Consider the following 20,254-nt stretch of genomic DNA (forward strand, 5'->3'; position numbering starts at 1 on the left):
GCCTCTTCCGCCCATCGAAAAACTGTCCACTCGATCAGCAATTGCATTGGTCGGAACGTCGCGCAGAAGACCAATGGCGTTGTAGAATTACGCGCTTCATCAGCGACAGCCGCTTTCGGAAGCACCCCCGTGAACACTCTCAAAGACAAAATTCGCAGCGAAGGCATCGTTCTTTCCGAACAGGTCCTCAAGGTAGACGCCTTCCTCAACCACCAGATCGACCCGGCGCTGATGAAGTTGATCGGCCACGAGCTCGCCGAACGCTTCAAGAACCAGGGCATCACCAAGATCGTCACCATCGAAGCCTCGGGCATCGCCCCGGCGGTCATGGCCGGCCTCGAGCTGGGCATCCCGGTGATCTTCGCCCGCAAGTTCCAGTCGCTGACGCTGAAGAACGACCTGCTGATCTCCAAGGTCTTCTCCTTCACCAAGCAGACCGAAAGCACCATCGCCATCTCCGCCAAGCACCTGACCGCCGCCGACCACGTGCTGGTGGTGGACGACTTCCTCGCCAACGGCCATGCCGCCAAGGCGCTGATCGACCTAATCCAGCAGGCAGGCGCCAGCGTCGCCGGTCTGGGCATCGTCATCGAGAAGTCCTTCCAGGAAGGTCGTGCCCTGCTGGAAAGCGAAGGCTATCGGGTGGAATCCCTGGCTCGCGTGAAGTCCCTGGCCAATGGTCAGGTCGAGTTCCTCGAGGACTGATCCACCGCTCCACGAAAAAGGCGGGCGCCGACAGGGCCCGCCTTTTTTCATGCCTGCGCTCCTATGGCCGGGCGCTGGCCTTCAGGCCAGCCAGCACCAGGCGCTGGTACAACTCCTCGCGCAAACCTTCCGGCTTCGCCAACCCCATGCGCTCCAGGTGCGCGGGGAAAGCCTCCGGCTCCGGCGCGTCCAGGGTCGCCTTGCCCAGTTCGAGAATCTCGCTCAGGCGCAGCTTGCTCTTCAGCCAGCCCAATGCCCGAAGCAGGTCGCGCTCGTAATCGGTGAAGTCGCAGCCCAGCGGGAATTCCGGCAGCAACTGGCGCAACCCCTGAGTCGCTTCGCGCAGGCGCTCCGGCGTGTTGTTGCGGTAGCGCTCGTCCAGTTCGAAATTCTTCGGCAGCTTGCCGGCTTCCTGGGCCTGGGCGATCAGCTCATCCTGGAAACGCGAGTCGGCGATGGCCAGCAGTGCGGCGATCACCTCGGCGTCGTTCCTGCCGCGCAGGTCGGCCACGCCGTACTCGGTCACCACCATGTCGCGCAGGTGCCGGGGGATCGTGGTGTGGCCGTAGCTCCAGACGATGTTGGAACTCAGCTCGCCTTCGGATTCGCGCCAGCTGCGCAGCATCAGGATCGAGCGCCCGCCTTCCAGTTCATGGGCCTGGGCGACGAAGTTGTACTGGCCGCCGACGCCGCTGAGCACGCGGCCGTCCTCCAGCTGGTCGGCCACGCCGGCGCCCAGCAGGGTGACGGTGAAGGCGCTGTTGATGAAACGCGCGTCGCGGCGCTGCTCACGCTTGAGCTCCTCGTCGCGGTAGAGGTTGTTGACGAAGCCGATGCCGGTCATGCCGATCCCGGCCAGTTCCTCGCGGGGCATTTCGCGCAGACGTCGGTAGAAGGCCTGCGGACCGAGGAAGAAGCCACCGTGCAGCCAGACGCCCGGCTGGCTGGGCGACGAGCCCGGCCGTGCCGCAACACGCCGGCTCAACACACCGGCCTCGGCCAGCGCCAACAGGCCGGGAACGAACATCTCGCTGCAACCGTACAGGCCCTGTTCGAACACGCCGAGGCCACCGTCGCGCTCGATCAGCCCGGCGTGCCGGGCGGTAGAGTCGAGGCCGTCGAGCAGCGCGCGGTAGCCGTCATTGTTGCGCTGGCGGGTGAGCAGCGCCGAGGTCAGAGCGTCGCCCATGGAGCCGATGCCGATCTGCAACGTGCCGCCATCGCGCACCAGAGCGCTGGCGTGCAGGCCGATGCAATGGTCCTGCAGGCCAACCGGCAGGTTGGGCGTGGAGAACAGCGTGCTGCTGTCGCCCGGCGCATCCACCAGCAGGTCGAAGAAGTCCTCGTCCACCTCGGCGTCGCCGGGCATGTAGGGCAGTTGGTCGTGAACCACGCCGATGGTGACGATGGTTTCGCCGGCCGCGCGGCGACGCTGCAGCATCGGCAGCAGGTCGAGGGTGATGTCCGGGTTGCAGGCCAGGCTGAGCTTGCCCGGTCGCGCCGGGTCGCGGGCCACCAGTTGGGCAACGGCGTTGACGCCCTTGGCGTTGATATCGCGCGCCACGTGGCTGTAGTTGCAGCTGATGTAGTTCTGCTGCGCCGGGGCGCTGTCCAGCAGGCTGCCGGGCTGCAGGTAGAACTCCTCGACGCGGATGTTCTCCGGCAGGCTGCCGCTGCGCAGATCGTGCAGGTAGTCGAGCTCGGGGTAGTCGCCGTAGATGCGCTCGACGAAGGGTTCGAGGAAGCGCCGCTGCAGCTCGCCGCCGGCTTGCGGACGGCCGAGTGATAGCGCGGTATACAGCGTCAGCTGCCGGCGCGGGTTCTCGCGGATGTGCCGGTACAGCGCGTTGGCCAGCTGATTGGGCTTGCCCAGCCCGAGCGGCAGGCCGAGGCGGATGTGCCCGTCCAGGCGTTGCAGCAGTTCTTCGACGGCAGTTTCGATCGAGCAGGATTGCACCGGGCGTCCCTCCTGGTTCGTTTCAACGACAGGAGTTTGGACCGGCTTGACGCAAAAGTTGCTCCCGCGACTCACCAGGTGACAAATCGCGGGCATGAAAAAGCCGCCCTTGGGCGGCTTTTTCGCACAGGTCGGCTGTTACAGGCCGGACATGTGGTGAATCGCAGCTTTCAGCTCGTCATCGGAGCAATCAGCGCAAGTGCCCTTGGGCGGCATGGCGTTGATACCCGAGATGGCCTTGGCCAGCAGGCCGTCGAGGCCGCCCTGCTCTTTCGCACGCTTGCCCCAGTCAGCCTTGTCGCCGACTTTCGGCGCGCCCAGCAGGCCGCTGCCATGGCAGTTGGTGCAGACCTTGCCGACAATCTCTTCGCCCGAACGCGGAGCACCGCCACCACCGGCAGCAGCTACGGCGCCAACGCCTTCGCATTCCTTGCCCTGGACGCAGACTTTGCCGACAGGTTCGAGACGCTTGGCAATGGCGTCATCGTTGGTCGCGGCCTGAACGCTCACTGCCCACAGGGCCAGTACGGCAGCTTGGGCTGCCAGGATTTTTCTAATCAGGTTCACCCTTTCACCCTCATCGTGGCTTATCACGCCCGGTCGCGGTGCAGTCACAGTCTCGGGCCGCGCGAGCGGGCGCAAGTATAACGGCAAAGCCGGGAAGCTCGAAACAATTGCGCCACCTAGCCGGCGTTTGCGGCATTAGGTCGCAGCTGATCTGGCCGGTCCTACCGGCTGTTCAAAAATTTGCCGGTGTGGTCGCGCTGATCAGCCGCGCCGGGGCTTCGAACGGATTGCGGAAGCGATGCGGCTTGGTGCTGTCGAAATAGTAGCTGTCGCCGCATTCAAGGACGAAGGTCTCGTCGCCGACGGTCAGTTCCAGACGGCCTTCGACCAGCACGCCGGTCTCTTCGCCTTCGTGGGCGTACATGTCGTCACCGGTATCGGAACCCGGCGGATAGGTCTCGTCGAGCAGGGTGATGGCGCGGCTGGGGTAGTCCTTGCCGATCAGCTTCATGATGATCGAGCCGCTGGACAGGTCGCTGAGTTCGTCTGCCTTGTAGACCACAGGAGTGTTGCTGCTCTGTTCCAGGTCCAGGGAGAAGAACTCCACGAGGGACATCGGAATACCACCCAGCACTTTCTTCAGCGAGCTGATGGAGGGGCTGACGCTGTTCTTCTCGATCATCGAGATTGTGCTGTTGGTAACACCCGCCCGTTTAGCGAGTTCGCGCTGGGACAAACCTTTGAGCTTACGGATGGCTTGCAGACGAGCACCGACGTCCAAGGGTGGGGTCCTCCTTATTCTTGTGATCAGGCAGGCTCTGAAAGGCAGAACCCGCAACGGCTTGTGCCGAGCGGGTTCCAAGTGCCACGTATCATGGCAACACCGTTCAGTATTTACAACAGATCGCCCGCCGATCCTGCGCAAACTTTACGGGCGGTATCCGTCACTCGCCTGCGTAGACCCGCGGGACGCGCTTGAGGTTGCAGAACAGCTGATAGGGAATACTGCCGCACAGGGCAGCGAGCTGGCTGGCGGGCACGTTCGGGCCCCAGAGTTCCACGCGGCTTCCCAGGCCTGCGCTGGGCAGGTCGGTCAGGTCCACGGTGAGCATGTCCATGGACACACGACCGATGATGCGGCTGGGCTTGCCGTCGATGAACACCGGCGTGCCGTCCGGCGCATGGCGCGGATAGCCGTCGGCGTAACCCATGGCGACCACGCCGACGCGTACCGGGCGGTCGGCGATGAAGCGCGCGCCATAACCCACCGGCTCGCCGGCCGGCAGTTCGCGGATGCTGATGACCTGGGATTCCAGGGTCATTACCGGGCGCAGCTGGTCAGCCAGCGGGTGCGCCTGTTCGAAGGGGGTGGCGCCGTAGAGCATGATGCCGGGGCGCACCCAGTCGCTGGGCACGTCGGACCAGCCGAGGATGCCGGGGGAGTTGCGCAGGCTGATCTCGTGCCCCTGGCCTGCGGCTTCGCGCACGGCCTGGAAGGCGGCGACCTGTTCCTCGGTGCGCGCGCAGTCCAGCTCGTCGGCGCGGGAGAAGTGGCTCATCAGCACGACCTTGGCCACGTGCGGCAGCGCCTTCAGGCGCGCCAGCGCGGCGGCGTAGTCCTGCGGGAAGAAGCCGACGCGGTGCATGCCCGAGTCCATCTTCAGCCACACGGTCAGCGGCTTGCTCGGACGGGCGCGCTCGATGGCATCCAGCTGCCAGGCCGAGTGCACCACGCACCAGAAGTCATGGGCGTCGATCAGCTCCAGCTCGCTGGCTTCGAAGAAGCCTTCGAGCAGCAGGATCGGCGCACGGATGCCGGCTTCGCGCAGTTCCAGCGCTTCCTCGATGCAGGCCACGGCGAAACCGTCGGCCTCGCCTTCCAACGCCTTGGCGCAAACGACAGCGCCATGGCCGTAGGCATCGGCCTTGACCACTGCCAGCGCTCGGGCGCCGGTGACTTCACGGGCCAGGCGGTAGTTGTGGCGCAGGGCGGCGAGGTCGATCAGGGCACGGGCGGGACGCATGGCGAGGCTCTCTTATGGTGTACGGAACAAAAACGACGGACAAAAAGAACCCGGCGCTCCGGCCGGGCCACGCAAACGATCAGGGCAGTGCGGCGACGATGGAGACCTCGACGAGGATCTCCGGGTAGCACAGCGCCGCCTGGACGGTGGCGCGCGCCGGGGCGCAGCCCTGCGGGACCCACTGGTCCCAGACGCCGTTCATGCCGGAGAAGTCGGCGGCGACGTCTTTCAGGTAGATGGTTGCCGAGAGCACCCGCGACTTGTCGGTGCCGGCTTCTTCGAGCAGGCGCTCGACGCTGGCGAGGACTTCGCGGGTCTGTTGCTCGACTCCGGCGGAGAGGTCGTCTGCCACCTGGCCGGCGAGGTACACCGTGCCGTTGTGGACGACAACCTGGCTCATCCGCTGGTTAGTGTGCAGGCGCAGGATGGCCATTGTGGGCCTCCGAGGCAGAGCCGTAGCGGGAGATATCCAGACCTTCGGTGCTGATCTGCGGGCGCTTCTTGGCCATCAGGTCGGCGAGGTAGCGACCCGAGCCGCAAGCCATGGTCCAGCCGAGGGTGCCGTGGCCGGTGTTGAGGAACAGGTTGCGGTAGCGGGTGGCGCCGACGATCGGGGTGCCGTCGGGGGTGGCCGGGCGCAGGCCGGTCCAGAACTCCGCCTGGCTGACGTCGCCGCCTTCCGGGTAGAGGTCGGTGGTGATCATTTCCAGGGTGGCACGGCGGCGCGGGTTCAGCGACAGGTCGAAGCCGGCGATTTCCGCCATGCCGCCGACGCGGATACGCTGGTCAAAGCGGGTGATCGCGACCTTGTAGGTCTCGTCGAGGATGGTCGAAGTCGGCGCCATGTCCGGGTTGGTGATCGGCACGGTCAGCGAGTAGCCCTTGAGCGGGTAGACCGGGGCGTCGATACCCAGCGGCTTGAGCATCTGCGGCGAGTAGCTGCCAAGCGCCAGCACGTAGCGGTCGGCGGTAACCAGTTGGCCATCGACCCAGACACCGTTGATGCGGTCGCCGGCGAAGTCCAGGCGCTGGATGTCCTGGCCGAAGCGAAACTCCACGCCCAGGGCCTTGGCCATCTCGGCCAGCTTGGTGGTGAACATCTGACAGTCGCCGGTCTGGTCGTTGGGCAGGCGCAGGGCGCCGACCAGCTTGTCGGCCACCTTGGCCAGGGCCGGCTCGACGCGGGCGATGCCGGCGCGGTCGAGCACTTCATAGGGCACGCCGGTGCTTTCCAGGACGGCGATGTCCTTGGCAGCGGAGTCCAGCTGGGCCTGGGTGCGGAACAGCTGGGTGGTACCCAGGGAGCGGCCTTCGTAGGTGATGCCGGTCTCGGCACGCAGTTCGTCGAGGCAGTCGCGGCTGTACTCGGACAGGCGGACCATGCGCTCCTTGTTCACCGCGTAGCTCTTGGCGTTGCAGTTGCGCAGCATCTGCCACATCCAGGTGTACTGGCTGGGGTCGCCGGTCAGCTTGATGGCCAGCGGGGCGTGGGTCTGCATCAGCCATTTCATGGCCTTGAGCGGGATGCCCGGGGCAGCCCAGGGCGAGGCGTAGCCAGGGGAAACCTGGCCGGCGTTGGCGAAGCTGGTTTCAAGGGCCGGGCCGGGCTGGCGGTCGACGACGACCACTTCGAAGCCGGCACGGGCGAGATAGTAAGCACTGGCGGTACCGATCACACCGCTGCCAAGCACCAGAACGCGCATCTTTGCCTCCTACGTCGCGCCGGGGGCGCTGACGTTTCTTATTCTGAACGTAGATGCGCGCAGTATAGGAAGTCGAGCTCAGCGATATTCACTGAATGCGATGCGTGTTTTGACGGAAATTCCTGGCAAAAGTCGCTTTAACGGAGGGACATCCACCAGGAATAGCGCCATTTTACCCGAGACCGGATGGTCGAGGATCTGGCGAAAATTTCACCAGACCCAGAGGAAATAGCGAACGGAATGAGATCGACCAGAACTTCTCGCGCCAGCCCCATTGCGGACGGGACTTACCTGCTACCGGGCCGCCCCACCCCGCCTGCCCCGACAAGCGGCGACAGGCAGGGAAATCCCCTTGGCAAGCTTACTTGCGCACCCACTGACCATTGACCTGGACGTACTGCCCCGACGGCGTACGCTCGATGGCCTTCTTGCCGGCCAGGGATTCCACGTCCTTGAGGGTGGCGCCACTCTGGCTGGCGACCTTCTGGTACTCGGCGCGGCGCGCGGCGTTGATCTGCGCGGCGACATCGGCGGCATCACCGCCGTTCTTCACGACGCCGAGGTATCCGTCGGCCTGCTCGCCGACCAGCCCCTGGGACTTGGCGCTGCCCAGCGCGGACATCGCCTGCTCCAGGCTCATGGCCATGACCGGCAGGCTCAGGCAGAGGGCGACCAGCGCGACGCCCAGTTTGCGGTGCAATCTCATGCAAAGGCTCCTTCTCAGAACAGGCCACTGTTCTCGTTGATGATGCCGTCGAGCGCCTTGTCGACCTTGATATAGATCTCGTGCTCGATCTTCACGTTGAGGTTGATGTTGATCGGCTCCTTGGGCGCTGCCAGCTGCACGGTGGGCGTGCAGCCCTGGGCAAGGCCGGCCAGGAGCAGTAGGGCGAATAGGGCGCGGAGGCGCATTTCAGGATCTCCTTGCGGTCATGGCGCGGCGGCTGGGTCGTTGCGCAGGCGTTCCTGCACGCGCTTGCGGATGGTGTCACTGACCCGGTCGCTCAGTTGCAGGCTGGTGAGCAGCTTGGGCACGTTCTCCTCCAGATTGACGTTGAGGTTGATCGGCCGCCCCTGCTCCAGCTCGGGATTGCGCCCGCTCAGGCTCAGGGCGAGGAGCAGCTTGCCGGATTCATCATAATCCACGCGGCTGCTCAGCTTGTCGTAGCGGAAATCGTCGATGGCGGTGGCCACCAGCTGCATGGCCGGGTTGCTCTGGCCCAGCGACTGGATCTTCGGCGAACGGAACTGCAGCACGCCGGGTTGCCGCGCGGCCACTTCGCCATTGCGGATCACCAGCTTGCCCTCGTGTAGACCCAGCGGCAGGTTGCCGTCGATGATGCCGTTGCCGGAAAGGCCCTCCGCCGGATAGGCCGCGAGGATCGCCTCCAGCGCCAGACCTTCCAGCTTCAGGGTAAGACCCTGCCCCAGCGCAGAAAGATCCACGGCCCCGGCCGGCAACCAGGCGCGCCCCTTGAACAGTCCCAGCTCCGCCTGCTGCCAGTCGGCCCGGCCCGCCAGGGGCGCCGCCAGCGAGGCCTTGTAATTACCCTGCAGGGACAGCGGGCCGAGGGTGACGCCGGGGTTCAGCGTGGCGACTTTTACCTGCGGCAGATGCAGCGCCATCTGCGAGCCCTTCAGGGCGAACTTCGCCTGCAGGTCGAGGCCATGCACCTCGCTGCGATCGTAGACGCCCTCCAGCCCGCTGCCGCGCAGGTTCAGGTCGAGGCTCTGCGTCGCGGCGCCCGGCGGCAGGCGCCAGTTCAGGTCGAAGCTCGCCTTGCCGTTGTTCAGGCTGAGCAGGCCCGGCCAGTCGCCCAGGGACTTCTCCAGCGGGTTGCCGGTGCGCAGGAAGAACTCCGGCTGCCGCGCGACCAGGGCAACACCCTGCTTCATCGAGTGGCTCAGCTCGACCTCCGCATTCAGGCCACCGCTGTTGAGCAGCCGGCCCTTGAACTGCTGGGCTTCGAGGCTCGCCGCCAGTGTGCCCATGGCATTCCAGGACAGCGATTTGACGTGGGACTGGCGCAACTCGCCTACGGCCAGTTTCAGCGGGGCGTTGAATTGCAGGGTGGCCGGCGTGTCACTGGCGTAGCCCAGGCTCAGCGTGGCTTTACCCAGCGTGGCGGCGAGCTTGCTGGCCTTCAGCGACTGCGGGCCGGTCAGCGTGCCGACCTGCAACTGCGCGCCGTCGGCCAGGTTGAAACTCGCCGACTGTTGATCGATCCGACCGTCGAAGCTCAGGTCGAGTCGGCTGTTGTCGCCGCGCAGGCCGGCCATTTCCAGGTGCGGGACCTTCCCTTCCAGCCGCGAATCGCTCAGTTGCAGCGCCAGCGGGGTCGCCTCCAGCAGGGCCACGCGGGAGCGCAGGCGCAGGTCGGCGGCACCCACGGCGCGCAGGTCGGCGCGCACGCTGCCCACCTCTTCTTCCACGCCGGGCTCCAGATGCAACGTCAGGCGTGCCGGGCGCAGGCCGACCGGCAGCGCCTGCAACCAGTCGCCGTAAAGATCGGACAGGCGCAGATCACCGCTGACCACCGAAGGGCGCCAGCCGCTATCGGTCGCGCTGGCGATCAACCTCAGGTCGCCCTGCAGGTTGCCCGCGCCCGGCAGCGGCCAGGGCTGCGGTAGCTGCAGGGACAGGTCGATACTGCCGCGTCCATCACGCAGGCCCGGCCAGTCCGGCCAGGCGGCGTCGCCGGCCAGCTGGGTGTCCCAGCTCAGGCGCAGACGCCCGGCCTCGGGGATCGGCAACGGCAGGTTCGGTGTCGGCAACCACATGCCCAACCAATTGCGCACCGCCTGCACCGGTGGCACGGCGGGGCTGGCAATGCTGCCGCTGAGCTGGCGGCTGGCCGGCGCCCAGCTGGAATCCAGGGAAAGCAGCGGCTCGTTGTCCAGGTAGCTGTCCAGTTGCAGGCGCCACTGGCCGTCGCCCGGTTGCAGCAGGCCGTTGAATGCCAGTTGCTGTCCGCCCTGGCGTAGCTCGCCGCCCAGTGCCGCGGCACCGCCCTGGATCTGCTGCCAGTGCGCGCTGCCATTGAGCGTACAGCGTTGCTCGCGGGCGCAGGGCAATTCGACGGCGACGCGCTCCAGCGCCAGCCGCCCGGGCAGCAGAGCCAGCCAGCGGTTAAGCTGGGTGATATCCGGCAGCCCGGCATCTTCTTCCGGCGCGCCCTGCCCCGGCCACTGGCGGATATCGATGCTGCGGGCAGCCAGCTCCTTCAGGCGCCAGCGTCCGTCTTCATGCTCGGGCCAGCCGACACTCAGGTCCTGCAGCTGGATCGCCAGTCGTGAGCCATCCGGCGTCTGCCGCTGCAGGGCCAGGCGCTGAAGCGTCAGGCCCTCGCGGGAAATGCCCAGCCCCTGCCACTGCTCGACACTGACTCCGGCATTCCCCAGCAGGCGCGGAACCGCCAGCCACGCCGCGCCGGCCGCCATTGCCAGAAGCAGCAACAGCAGCAGGAGAACGGTGCGCAGACGGGGCAGCGACATACGAAAGCCTCGGCAGAAAGCGGCCGGCTTCGCCCGACAGGGGCAAAGCCTTGGCCTACAGGCTGGCCGTCCGGCGCGGGAAGTTCAAGGGATGCCAGTGATATTCCCTGCACAACCGACTATATTGCCGACATTCCCCCAAAGCTCATCGCTCGACTTCAGAGTCATACCCATGAGAACCCAGCATCAAAGCCGCCGCGAACTGGACAAGATCGACCGCAACATCCTGCGTATCCTGCAGGAGGAAGGTCGCATCTCCTTCACCGAACTGGGCGAGCGCGTCGGCCTCTCCACCACGCCGTGCACCGAGCGCGTGCGCCGGCTGGAGCGCGAGGGGATCATCATGGGCTACAACGCCCGGCTGAACCCGCAGTACCTCAAGGCCAGCCTGCTGGTGTTCGTCGAGATCAGCCTGGACTACAAGTCCGGCGACACCTTCGAGGACTTCCGCCGTTCGGTGCTCAAGCTGCCCCACGTGCTGGAGTGCCACCTGGTGTCGGGCCACTTCGACTACCTGGTAAAGGCGCGCATTTCGGAGATGGCCTCCTACCGCAAGCTGCTGGGCGACATCCTGCTCAAGCTGCCCCACGTTCGCGAATCCAAGAGCTACATCGTGATGGAAGAGGTGAAGGAAAGCCTCACCCTGCCCATCCCGGACTGAAAAGCGGTCTGATTCCCCGCCGTTCGCGGCAATCTCAAAAGATCTATTTACGACTTCCCGGCGTTTTTTCCCGTGCAGCTATTGGCTGGGCGGGAAGTCGGCGTTTATCCTGCGTAAAATTTTAACAACACAAAAATCAGGATATCGCACATGAACGCCCGCGTTCACCAGCCGGTGCACACCGACCGCCACGCCCCGTCCTACTATGCCGCGAGCGTCAATCGCCGCCTCGAAGTACCGCCCCTGGCGGGCGAGGAAAAGGCCGATGTATGCGTCATCGGCGGTGGCTTCTCCGGGCTGAACACGGCCATTGAATTGGCGGAGCGCGGGCTCTCGGTGATATTGCTGGAAGCGCATCAGATCGGCTGGGGTGCCAGCGGTCGCAACGGTGGCCAGTTGATCCGCGGCGTCGGCCACGGCCTGGAACAGTTCGAGCCGGTGGTGGGCGCCGACGGCGTCCACGCGATGAAGCTGATGGGCCTGGAAGCGGTGGAGATCGTCCGCCAGCGCGTCGAAAAATACGCCATCGACTGCGACCTGACCTGGGGCTACTGCGACCTGGCCAACAAGCCCTCGGACGTCGAAGGCTTCCAGGAGGACTTCGACGAGCTGAAAAGCCTCGGCTACCGCCACGAACTGCGCATGATCCCGCAGGATCAGATGCGCTCCATCGTCGGCTCCGACCAGTACGTCGGCGGCATGGTGGACATGGGCTCGGGCCACCTGCACCCGCTCAACCTCGCTCTGGGCGAAGCCGCCGCGGCGCAGAGCCTGGGCGTGAAGCTGTTCGAGCACTCCGCCGTCACCGGCATCGACTACGGCAGCGAAGTGCGCGTGCGCACCGCCCAGGGCAGCGTGCGCGCCAAGTCCCTGGTAATCGCCTGCAATGCCTACCAGAACGGCCTGAACCATTATCTCGACGGCAAGGTGCTGCCTGCCGGCAGCTACGTGATCGCCACCGAGCCGCTGTCCGCCGAGCAGGCCCACGCCCTGCTGCCGCAAAACATGGCGGTGTGCGACCAGCGCGTGGCGCTGGACTACTACCGGCTCTCCGCCGACAACCGCCTGCTGTTCGGCGGTGCCTGCCACTACTCCGGGCGCGACCCGGCGGACATCGCCGCCTACATGCGACCGAAGATGCTCAAGGTGTTCCCGCACCTGGAAAACGTGCGCATCGACTACCAGTGGGGCGGCATGATCGGCATCGGCGCCAACCGCCTGCCGCAGATCGGCCGCCTGCCTGACCAGCCCAATGTGTATTTCGCCCAGGCCTACGCCGGCCACGGGGTGAACGCCACGCACCTGGCCGGCAGGCTGCTCGCCGAAGCCATCACCGCCCAGCAGGGCAGCGGCTTCGAGCTGTTCGCCAAGGTGCCGCACATCACCTTCCCCGGCGGCAAGCTGCTGCGCTCGCCGCTGCTGGCCTTAGGGATGGCCTGGTACCGCTTCAAGGAAACCCTCGGCGGCTGACCGCCTGCGCGATCCACCGGCTAGAATCTTCCGCAGCCCGTCACCGGCGGGCTTGTCGGAGACTCCTCTTTGCTTCCACGCCTGCTCCTGCTGATCCTGCTGGCCCTGGGTGGCTGCGCCAGCGCGCCGCCGCCCGAGTCTTCGCACGTGCTGCCGGTGCAGGGCACCCGGCTGGACAACCAGATCAGCGAACAGGCCGCCGCCCATCCGGGGCAATCTGGCTTCCACCTGCTGGCCTCCAGCGTCGATGCCTTCCTCGCCCGCGCCGAGCTGATCCGCAAGGCCCAGCGCAGCCTCGACGTGCAGTACTACATCGTCCACGACGGCCTCACCACCCGCGCGCTGATCCGCGAGCTGCTGCACGCGGCGGACCGTGGTGTGCGCGTGCGCATCCTGATCGACGACACCAGCAGCGACGGCTGGGACTACGAACTGGGCACCCTCGCCGCCCACCCGAACATCCAGGTCCGCCTTTTCAACCCGCTGCACCTGGGCCGCAGCACCGGTGTCACGCGCAACCTGGGGCGGCTGTTCAACCTCTCCGAACAGCACCGGCGGATGCACAACAAGCTGCTGCTGGCGGACAACAGCGTGGCCATCGTCGGCGGCCGCAACCTGGGCGACGAGTACTTCGACGCCAAGGCCGAGATGAACTTCAGCGACCTCGACCTGATGGGCGTCGGCCCGGTGGCGCAGTCGCTGGGGCAGAGCTTCGACCAGTACTGGAACAGCCGCATCAGCCGGCCCATCGAGGACTACCTGTGGGGCGACCCGGACCTCGACGAGCTCAACCGCATGCGCCGCAAGCTGGACCACTACCTGGCGAAGGAGCGGGTGAAGAGTTCCAGCTACATCGCCCGGCTCAACCGCAACAGCGACCGCCCGCACCTGCAGAACTGGCTGGACGAACTGGTCTGGGCGCCGGGCAAGGCAGTCTGGGACACCCCCCTGAAAGTCCTCGACCACGGCGATCCGAAGGGCGAGTACCTGCTCAGCACTCAACTTCAGCCGCTGTTCGACGGGGTGTCGAAGGAACTGATCCTGGTCTCGGCCTACTTCGTACCGACCAGCGCCGGTGTCGACTACCTGACCCAGCGCGCCGACAGCGGCGTCAGCGTGCGCCTGCTGACCAATTCACTGGAGGCGACTGATGTGCCGGCCGTGCACGCGGGCTATGCGCCCTATCGATTGGAGCTGCTGGAGCACGGGGTGAAGCTCTACGAGCTACGCGCCGATCCGGACCAGCGCCTGTCCGGCGCACCGTGGATGGTACGTGGGTCGAGCAGCGCCAGCCTGCACAGCAAGGCAGCGGTGTTCGACCAGCGGAAGGTGTTTGTCGGCTCGCTGAATTTCGACCCGCGCTCGGTGCTGTGGAACACCGAGGTCGGCATCATCGTCGACAGCCCGGAGCTGGCCGACCAGGTACGCCGCCTGGCGCTGGCGAGCATGTCGCCGAGCGTCAGCTACCAGGTGAAGGTCGCACCGCACAGCGACCCGCCGAAGCTGGTCTGGATCGAAGAGCGCGGCGGCAAGCTGGTGGCGCTGGACCGTGAGCCGGGCAACGCCTGGCGCCGGCTCAACGCATGGATCGCCGGCGCCATCGGGCTGGAGAAGATGCTCTAGGAGCGCTCCTGCTGCAGCTGCGCGTCGGTCGAACGCATCACCGGCGGCAATCCGCGCAGGCTCACCAGGATCACGAAGCCTACCGCCCCCAGCGCCATCACCAGCGGCAGCGCGTGGCCGCTGATCCACTGGCTGGCCGCTCCCGTTGCCAACGGACCGATCAGGCAACCGATGCCCCAGAGCTGGGCGATGTGCGCGTTGGCACGGACCAGCGCGTCGTCGCGGTAGCGCTCGCCGATGAGGATCAACGACAGGGTGAACAGCCCGCCCGCACTGGCGCCGAACAGCACCAGCACCGGCCAGATGGCGATGTGGTGAAGCAGTGGCGGCATGGCCAGGCTGCTGAGGCACAGCACGATGCCGCAGCCCTTGAACAGCGTCTGCCGCGAGATGCGATCGGCCAGCCAGCCGATGGGCAGCTGCAGCAGCGCATCGCCGACCACCACCGTGCTGACCATCGCCAGCGCTACCGCCTGGGTGAAGCCCTGCTGGATGCCGTAGACCGGCAGCAGGGTGAGGATCATCGCCTCGAAGCCGGCGAACAGCACCACCGCCCAGGCGATCGCCGGGAGCTGGCCGCAGAAGGCGAACAGCCCACGCCCGCTGGCGCTGTGCGGGTCGACCCTGGGCGCGCCGGTACGGCCGAGCAGCAGCAGGGAGCCGCCCACCAGCAGGCAGACGCTGAACCAGAAGCCGCGGTTGTCGGCGGTGCCGATGAAGGTCAGCAGCACCGGGCCGGACAGCTGGCTCAGTGCATAGCCGGTGCCATACAGAGCGACCAGGCGGCCGCGCCATTTCTCGATGGCCAGCTGGTTGATCCAGCTTTCTCCGAGGATGAACACGACAGTCAGTTGCACGCCGATCAGCAGGCGCAGGAACAACCAGATCGGGTAGCTCTGCAACAGCGCCAGCAGGCCGACCGAGAAGGCTCCGGACAGCAGGCACAGGCGCATCAGCCGTGGCGTGCCGACCCGCGCAGCGAGGCGCCCGGCAATCATCGCGCCCAGCAGCACACCCACGGCCGGCGTGGACGCCATGACGCCGATGGCGAAGTTGCCATAGCCCCAGCCTTCCAGGCGCAACGAGACCAGCGGCATGGTCAGGCCCAGGGCCAGACCGATGCTGATGACGGCAGCACACACAGCGAAATACGGTCCCCAACGCATTGTCTTTCTCCCGTTCCATCCGGAGCGCACGCCAGGCGCGAGGGGTGCCCGATGCGCAATGCACAGCGGCCGGGCTTCCCTGAGGGAAACCCGGCCGCGGGTGTGGCTCTTTGTCAGAGCCGGCCCCTGACTCGGGGCCGACCTGTACCAGCCTGAATCGCTAAGCTCGCCACGGAGGGCGCGAGCTAGAGCCAGGCAAGGCGAGAACGAATTTTGGTGCGCCACCTACGCTCGTATGAACAACGTCCGCAAATGAGCAGCCAAAATTCGTTCTCAACGCAGCATGGCCGACGCGCGCCCCTCCGAACCGACCTTAGAGTTTGATCCAGGTGGCTTTTAGCTCGGTGTACTTGTCGAACGCGTGCAGCGACTTGTCGCGGCCGTTGCCGGACTGCTTGAAGCCACCGAACGGAGCGGTCATGTCGCCGCCGTCGTACTGGTTCACCCACACGCTGCCGGCACGCAGTGCCTTGGCGGTCAGGTGAGCCTTGGACAGATCGCTGGTCCACACCGCGGCGGCCAGGCCGTACGGGGTGTCGTTGGCGATGCGCACGGCTTCTTCGGCATCGGTGAACTCGATGACCGACAGCACCGGGCCGAAGATCTCTTCACGGGCGATGCGCATGGCGTTGGTCACGCCGTCGAAGATGGTCGGCTCGACATAGGTGCCGCCAGTCTCTTCCAGAGTGCGCTTGCCGCCGGCCACCAGCTTGGCGCCGTCGTCGTGGCCAGCCTGGATGTAGCTCAGCACGTTGTTCATCTGGGTGGTGTCGACCAGCGCACCGACGTTGGTTTCCGGGTCCAGCGGGTTGCCCGGCTTCCAGGCCTTGATGGCTTCGACGACCATCGGCACGAACTCGGCCTTGATCGACTTCTCCACCAGCAGGCGCGAGCCGGCGGTGCAGACTTCGCCCTGGTTGAAGGCGATGGCGCTGGCGGCAGCTTCAGCAGCGGCTTTCAGGTCCGGAGCATCGGCGAAGACGATGTTCGGGCTCTTGCCACCGGCTTCCAGCCAGACGCGCTTCATGTTGGATTCGCCCGCGTAGACCATCAACTGCTTGGCGATCTTGGTCGAACCGGTGAACACCAGGGTGTCGACGTCCATGTGCAGGGCCAGGGCCTTGCCGACGGTGTGGCCGAAGCCCGGCAGGACGTTGAATACGCCTTTCGGGATGCCGGCCTCGATGGCCAGTTGGGCGATACGGATGCCGGTCAGCGGGGACTTCTCGGAAGGCTTGAGGATCACCGAGTTACCGGTGGACAGCGCCGGGCCGAGTTTCCAGCAGGTCATCAGCAGCGGGAAGTTCCACGGCACGATGGCGGCGACGACGCCGACCGGCTCGCGGGTAACCAGGCCCAGTTCGTTGTGGGCGGTAGCGGCCACTTCATCGTAGATCTTGTCGATCGCTTCACCGCTCCAGCGCAGGCTGTTGGCGGCGCTGGACACGTCGATGCTCAGCGAGTCGCTGATCGGCTTGCCCATGTCGAGGGTTTCCAGCAGGGCCAGTTCCTCGGCGTTCTCCAGCAGCAGCTCGGAGAAGCGAATCATGACCTTCTTGCGCTTGGCCGGAGCCAGACGCGACCAGGAGCCGGAATCGAAGGCGGCACGGGCGACCTGCACGGCACTTTCGGCATCGGCCAGGTCGCAGCTGGCGACCTTGGCCAGGAAACGGCCATCCACGGGGCTGAGGCAATCGAAGGTGGCGCCGGATGCGGCGTCGACGTATTCACCGTTGATGAAGGCGCGGCCTTCGATCTTCAGGTCCTTGGCGCGAGCTTCCCAATCGGCGCGAGTGAGGGTACCCATGACAACGTGTCCTCTTATTAATGTACTTATCAGGTGCAGGCGCCCGGCGGGCGCGCTGTCAAAAATTTCGCAAGGCGGAGCAAACGCATGCTGTTGGCCACCCTAAACCGGAGGCTGCCAATTTTCAATATTTTTTACACTAAGCGGCCAAATGGCCTTGTCACGTTCGTTTTATTAAACATAGACTGCCCCGATTCGTCGGCTGATGGTTTTCCGACAGCCGCTTCGGAGTAAATATCCAACAGCGCTGCGCGTGCCCGCACGCACTCTCGCCAACAACTCTAAAGAACCGAGACCGCCATGAACGTCGAGCAGATCGTCGATTTCGCCCAGGCCACCACCGCCCCCGAACACTACCGCCCCGCCCCGGACCGCATCATCAAGGGCGACCCGGCGCAGAACGTGCGCAACCACTACGCCAGCGACTGCGGTCAGTTCAACGTGGGCATCTGGGAAGGCGAGCCGGGCCACTGGAACGTCAGCTACACCGAGCACGAGTACTGCGAGATTCTCCAGGGCGTGTCGGTGATCCGCGACGCCAACGGCGGCGCCAAGACCGTGCGCGTCGGCGACCGCTTCGTCATCCCGGCCGGCTTCAGCGGCACCTGGGAAGTGCTGGAGCCCTGCCGCAAGGTCTACGTGATCTTCGAACAGAAGGCCTGAGCCCCGCACACGAAAAAGCCCGCCGATCGGCGGGCTTTTTTTCGTCCACGAACTTCGCCAGGGGAAATCGCAGGCAAGAAAAAACCCGCCACGAAGGGCGGGTTTCTTCACAAGGGCGAAGATCAATTACTTGATCTTGGCTTCCTTGTAGATCACGTGCTTGCGAACAACCGGATCGTACTTCTTGATCTCGATTTTCTCAGGCTTGGTACGCTTGTTCTTGTCGGTGGTGTAGAAGTGGCCGGTACCGGCGCTGGACACCAAACGGATCAGTTCGCGCATGACTGCAGCTCCTTAGAATTTTTCGCCGCGGGCGCGCAGGTCGTTCAGAACGGCCTCGATGCCACGCTTGTCGATGATACGCATGCCTTTGGCGGAAACGCGCAGACGCACGAAGCGCTTCTCGGATTCAACCCAGAAACGGTGGTGCTGCAGGTTCGGCAGGAAACGGCGGCGGGTTTTGTTGTGTGCGTGGGAAATGTTGTTCCCGGTAACCGGACCCTTACCGGTCACTTGGCAAACTCTCGACATGGCTCAGCCCTCTGTAAACCACATGCCAAACCCGGCATGGGTTGGCTGCTTAACTCAATAGGATTCTCAGTTTCACCGGGGTCTTAACTGCCGCTTCGCCGCGATCGAGTCGCAGGATCAGAGCAGGGCCCCAGAAAAGAGCGCAGCTTTATATCAGAAAGACACTCAGCGCTGCAAGGGAAAGCATGACTCGGAAAACTCGACGCCAGCCCCCGTGGGGCGCGGCACCCGTGCCGTTCGTCGCCTGTCATCGTTGTGACCGGCGGCGGCTTGGTCTAGGGTAGCTCCTTCGAGGCTGCCAACAGCCTTGCATGACCCGCCCAGCCTCGCGGATGGGCATCTTGCCAGCTCACACGGAGTTCGTCATGCGTCTTGCCCTTCTTTCCCTCCTTCTTTCCCCTGCCCTCGCCAGCGCCGCCTCGCTGAGCGTGTGCACCGAAGCCAGCCCTGAAGGCTTCGACGTGGTCCAGTACAACTCGCTGACCACCACCAACGCCTCGGCCGACGTGCTGATGAACCGCCTGGTGGACTTCGACGCCGCCCGCGGCGAAGTGGTGCCGAGCCTGGCCGAAAGCTGGAAGGTCTCCGACGACGGCCTGACCTACGACTTCCAGTTGCGCGACGGCGTGGCCTTCCACCACACCGACTACTTCAAGCCGAGTCGCGACCTGGGCGCCGACGACGTGGTGTTCAGCTTCCAGCGCATGCTCGACCCGGCCCAGCCCTGGCACAAGGTCGCGCAGAGCGGCTTCCCCCACGCCCAGTCAATGCAGCTGCCGAGCCTGGTCAAGGCCGTGGACAAGGTCGATGAGCACCACGTGCGCTTCAGCCTCAACCACCCGGACGCCACCTTCCTGGCGATGCTCAGCATGGGCTTCGCCTCCATCTACTCCGCCGAGTACGCCGACCAGCTGATGAAGGCCGGCACCCCGGAGAAGCTCAACGCCCAGCCGATCGGCACCGGCCCCTTCGTCTTCAAGCGCTTCCAGAAGGACGCCGTGGTGCGCTACACCGCCAACGCCGAGTACTTCGGCGGCAAGCCGGCGGTGGATAACCTGGTGTTCGCCATCACCCCGGACGCCAGCGTGCGCCTGCAGAAGCTCAAGCGCGGCGAATGCCAGATCGCCCTGTCGCCCAAACCGCTGGACGTCGAAGCCGCGCAGAAGAGCGCCGAGCTCAAGGTCGAACAGACCCCGGCCTTCATGACCGCCTTCGTCGGCATCAACAGCCAGCACCCGCCATTGGATAATCCCAAGGTGCGCCAGGCGATCAACCTCGCCTTCGACAAGGGCAGCTACCTCAAGAGCGTATTCGCCGGCAGCGCCACCGCCGCCGACGGCGTCTACCCGCCCAACACCTGGAGCTACGCCAAGGACATTCCCGGCTACCCGCGGGACCTGGACAAGGCCCGTGCGCTGCTGGCCGAAGCCGGGCACAAGGACGGTTTCAAGACCACCATCTGGACCCGTCCTTCGGGCAGCCTGCTCAACCCCAACCCCAGCGTCGGCGCGCAACTGCTGCAGGCGGACCTGGCACAAATCGGCATCCAGGCCGAGATTCGCGTGATCGAGTGGGGCGAGCTGATCCGGCGCGCCAAGGCCGGCGAGCACGACCTGCTGTTCATGGGCTGGGCCGGCGACAACGGCGACCCGGACAACTTCCTCACCCCGCAATTCTCCTGCGCCAGCGTCAAGTCCGGGCTGAACTTCGCGCGTTACTGCGACGAGAAGCTCGACGGCCTGATCAGCCAGGGTAAGGCTGTGGCCGACCAGGCCAAGCGCAGCGAGCTGTATCACCAGGCGCAGCAGATCATCCACGACCAGGCGCTGTGGCTACCCCTGGCGCACCCGACCGCCTCGGCGCTGACCCGCCATAATGTGAAGGGCTACCAGGTGAACCCCTTCGGCCGCCAGGATTACTCGAAGGTACAGTTGTAGCGCGC

General features: G+C 65.5%; 19 protein-coding genes. 6 read left to right on the forward strand and 13 right to left on the reverse strand.

Annotated features, from left to right (window positions below):
• The first annotated feature begins 129 nt into the window (after positions 1-129).
• Positions 130-705: a xanthine phosphoribosyltransferase gene (locus IB256_RS13885; RefSeq protein ID WP_192402923.1), complete on the forward strand. Its 576-nt coding sequence runs from the start codon at positions 130-132 to the stop codon at positions 703-705.
• A 61-nt stretch (positions 706-766) separates the two neighbouring features.
• Here IB256_RS13885 and IB256_RS13890 read toward each other — a convergent pair whose 3' ends face one another.
• The 9 genes from IB256_RS13890 to IB256_RS13930 form a co-directional block, all read right to left on the reverse strand.
• Positions 767-2,602 (reverse strand): acetyl-CoA hydrolase/transferase C-terminal domain-containing protein, encoded by a 1,836-nt coding sequence (locus IB256_RS13890; RefSeq protein WP_318652559.1) that lies wholly within the window; start codon positions 2,600-2,602, stop codon positions 767-769.
• A gap of 198 nt (positions 2,603-2,800) precedes the next feature.
• Positions 2,801-3,229 (reverse strand): c-type cytochrome, encoded by a 429-nt coding sequence (locus tag IB256_RS13895; RefSeq protein WP_045217660.1) that lies wholly within the window; start codon positions 3,227-3,229, stop codon positions 2,801-2,803.
• A gap of 172 nt (positions 3,230-3,401) precedes the next feature.
• The gene (locus IB256_RS13900; protein ID WP_024762080.1) at positions 3,402-3,950 is read right to left on the reverse strand and encodes a cupin domain-containing protein; all 549 of its coding nucleotides are present in this window, start codon (positions 3,948-3,950) and stop codon (positions 3,402-3,404) included.
• Between the two features lie 163 nt (positions 3,951-4,113).
• Complete coding sequence (gene alr, locus IB256_RS13905) at positions 4,114-5,193, reverse strand: alanine racemase (protein WP_192293564.1); 1,080 nt, start codon at positions 5,191-5,193, stop codon at positions 4,114-4,116.
• Between the two features lie 79 nt (positions 5,194-5,272).
• Positions 5,273-5,626 carry a RidA family protein gene (locus IB256_RS13910; protein WP_192402925.1) on the reverse strand — a complete coding sequence of 118 codons (354 nt, stop codon included), beginning with the start codon at positions 5,624-5,626 and terminating at the stop codon, positions 5,273-5,275.
• On the reverse strand, positions 5,601-6,896 hold the full coding sequence (gene dadA, locus IB256_RS13915; RefSeq protein ID WP_192293566.1) for a D-amino acid dehydrogenase: 1,296 nt from the start codon (positions 6,894-6,896) through the stop codon (positions 5,601-5,603). Before dadA ends, IB256_RS13910 begins: the two co-directional genes overlap by 26 nt.
• A 361-nt stretch (positions 6,897-7,257) precedes the next feature.
• Positions 7,258-7,602, reverse strand: coding sequence for a YdbL family protein (locus IB256_RS13920; RefSeq protein ID WP_081515165.1), 345 nt, complete (start codon positions 7,600-7,602; stop codon positions 7,258-7,260).
• 14 nt (positions 7,603-7,616) lie between these two features.
• Entirely contained in the window at positions 7,617-7,808 is a 192-nt protein-coding gene (locus IB256_RS13925) for a YnbE family lipoprotein (protein ID WP_081515164.1), read from the reverse strand.
• 18 nt (positions 7,809-7,826) lie between these two features.
• Positions 7,827-10,391: a YdbH domain-containing protein gene (locus IB256_RS13930; protein ID WP_192402927.1), complete on the reverse strand. Its 2,565-nt coding sequence runs from the start codon at positions 10,389-10,391 to the stop codon at positions 7,827-7,829.
• 172 nt (positions 10,392-10,563) lie between these two features.
• On the opposite strand from IB256_RS13930, the gene dadR reads away from it, so the two are divergent.
• The 3 genes from dadR to IB256_RS13945 all read left to right on the forward strand — a co-directional run bounded on the left by dadR (position 10,564) and on the right by IB256_RS13945 (position 14,145).
• Positions 10,564-11,052 (forward strand): transcriptional regulator DadR, encoded by a 489-nt coding sequence (gene dadR / locus IB256_RS13935; protein ID WP_015479539.1) that lies wholly within the window; start codon positions 10,564-10,566, stop codon positions 11,050-11,052.
• 150 nt (positions 11,053-11,202) lie between these two features.
• The gene (locus tag IB256_RS13940; protein WP_192402929.1) at positions 11,203-12,522 is read left to right on the forward strand and encodes an NAD(P)/FAD-dependent oxidoreductase; all 1,320 of its coding nucleotides are present in this window, start codon (positions 11,203-11,205) and stop codon (positions 12,520-12,522) included.
• A gap of 69 nt (positions 12,523-12,591) precedes the next feature.
• The gene (locus tag IB256_RS13945; RefSeq protein WP_192402931.1) at positions 12,592-14,145 is read left to right on the forward strand and encodes a phospholipase D family protein; all 1,554 of its coding nucleotides are present in this window, start codon (positions 12,592-12,594) and stop codon (positions 14,143-14,145) included.
• Here IB256_RS13945 and IB256_RS13950 read toward each other — a convergent pair.
• Positions 14,142-15,311, reverse strand: a complete 1,170-nt coding sequence (locus IB256_RS13950; protein ID WP_192293574.1) for an MFS transporter — start codon at positions 15,309-15,311, stop codon at positions 14,142-14,144. The two genes, IB256_RS13945 and IB256_RS13950, sit on opposite strands and share 4 nt — an antisense overlap.
• Positions 15,312-15,624: 313 nt before the next feature.
• Positions 15,625-17,118 carry an aldehyde dehydrogenase gene (locus IB256_RS13955; RefSeq protein WP_192402933.1) on the reverse strand — a complete coding sequence of 498 codons (1,494 nt, stop codon included), beginning with the start codon at positions 17,116-17,118 and terminating at the stop codon, positions 15,625-15,627.
• 300 nt (positions 17,119-17,418) lie between these two features.
• Here IB256_RS13955 and IB256_RS13960 point away from each other — a divergent pair, with 300 nt between their 5' ends.
• Positions 17,419-17,781, forward strand: a complete 363-nt coding sequence (locus tag IB256_RS13960) for a cupin domain-containing protein (RefSeq protein WP_024762072.1) — start codon at positions 17,419-17,421, stop codon at positions 17,779-17,781.
• 126 nt (positions 17,782-17,907) lie between these two features.
• Here the strand turns inward: IB256_RS13960 and rpmG are convergent, their stop codons facing one another.
• Both rpmG and rpmB read right to left on the reverse strand, forming a co-directional pair.
• A complete protein-coding gene (rpmG, locus tag IB256_RS13965; RefSeq protein ID WP_017520721.1) occupies positions 17,908-18,063 on the reverse strand; it encodes a 50S ribosomal protein L33 in 156 nt (51 codons plus the stop codon).
• Between the two features lie 12 nt (positions 18,064-18,075).
• Positions 18,076-18,312 carry a 50S ribosomal protein L28 gene (gene rpmB, locus IB256_RS13970; RefSeq protein WP_009614118.1) on the reverse strand — a complete coding sequence of 79 codons (237 nt, stop codon included), beginning with the start codon at positions 18,310-18,312 and terminating at the stop codon, positions 18,076-18,078.
• Between the two features lie 365 nt (positions 18,313-18,677).
• Between rpmB and IB256_RS13975 the strand changes: the two genes are divergently transcribed.
• A complete protein-coding gene (locus IB256_RS13975) occupies positions 18,678-20,249 on the forward strand; it encodes an ABC transporter substrate-binding protein (protein WP_192402936.1) in 1,572 nt (523 codons plus the stop codon).
• Positions 20,250-20,254: the final 5 nt, after the last annotated feature.

Source organism: Pseudomonas sp. PDM17 (assembly GCF_014851985.1).
GTDB lineage: Bacteria > Pseudomonadota > Gammaproteobacteria > Pseudomonadales > Pseudomonadaceae > Pseudomonas.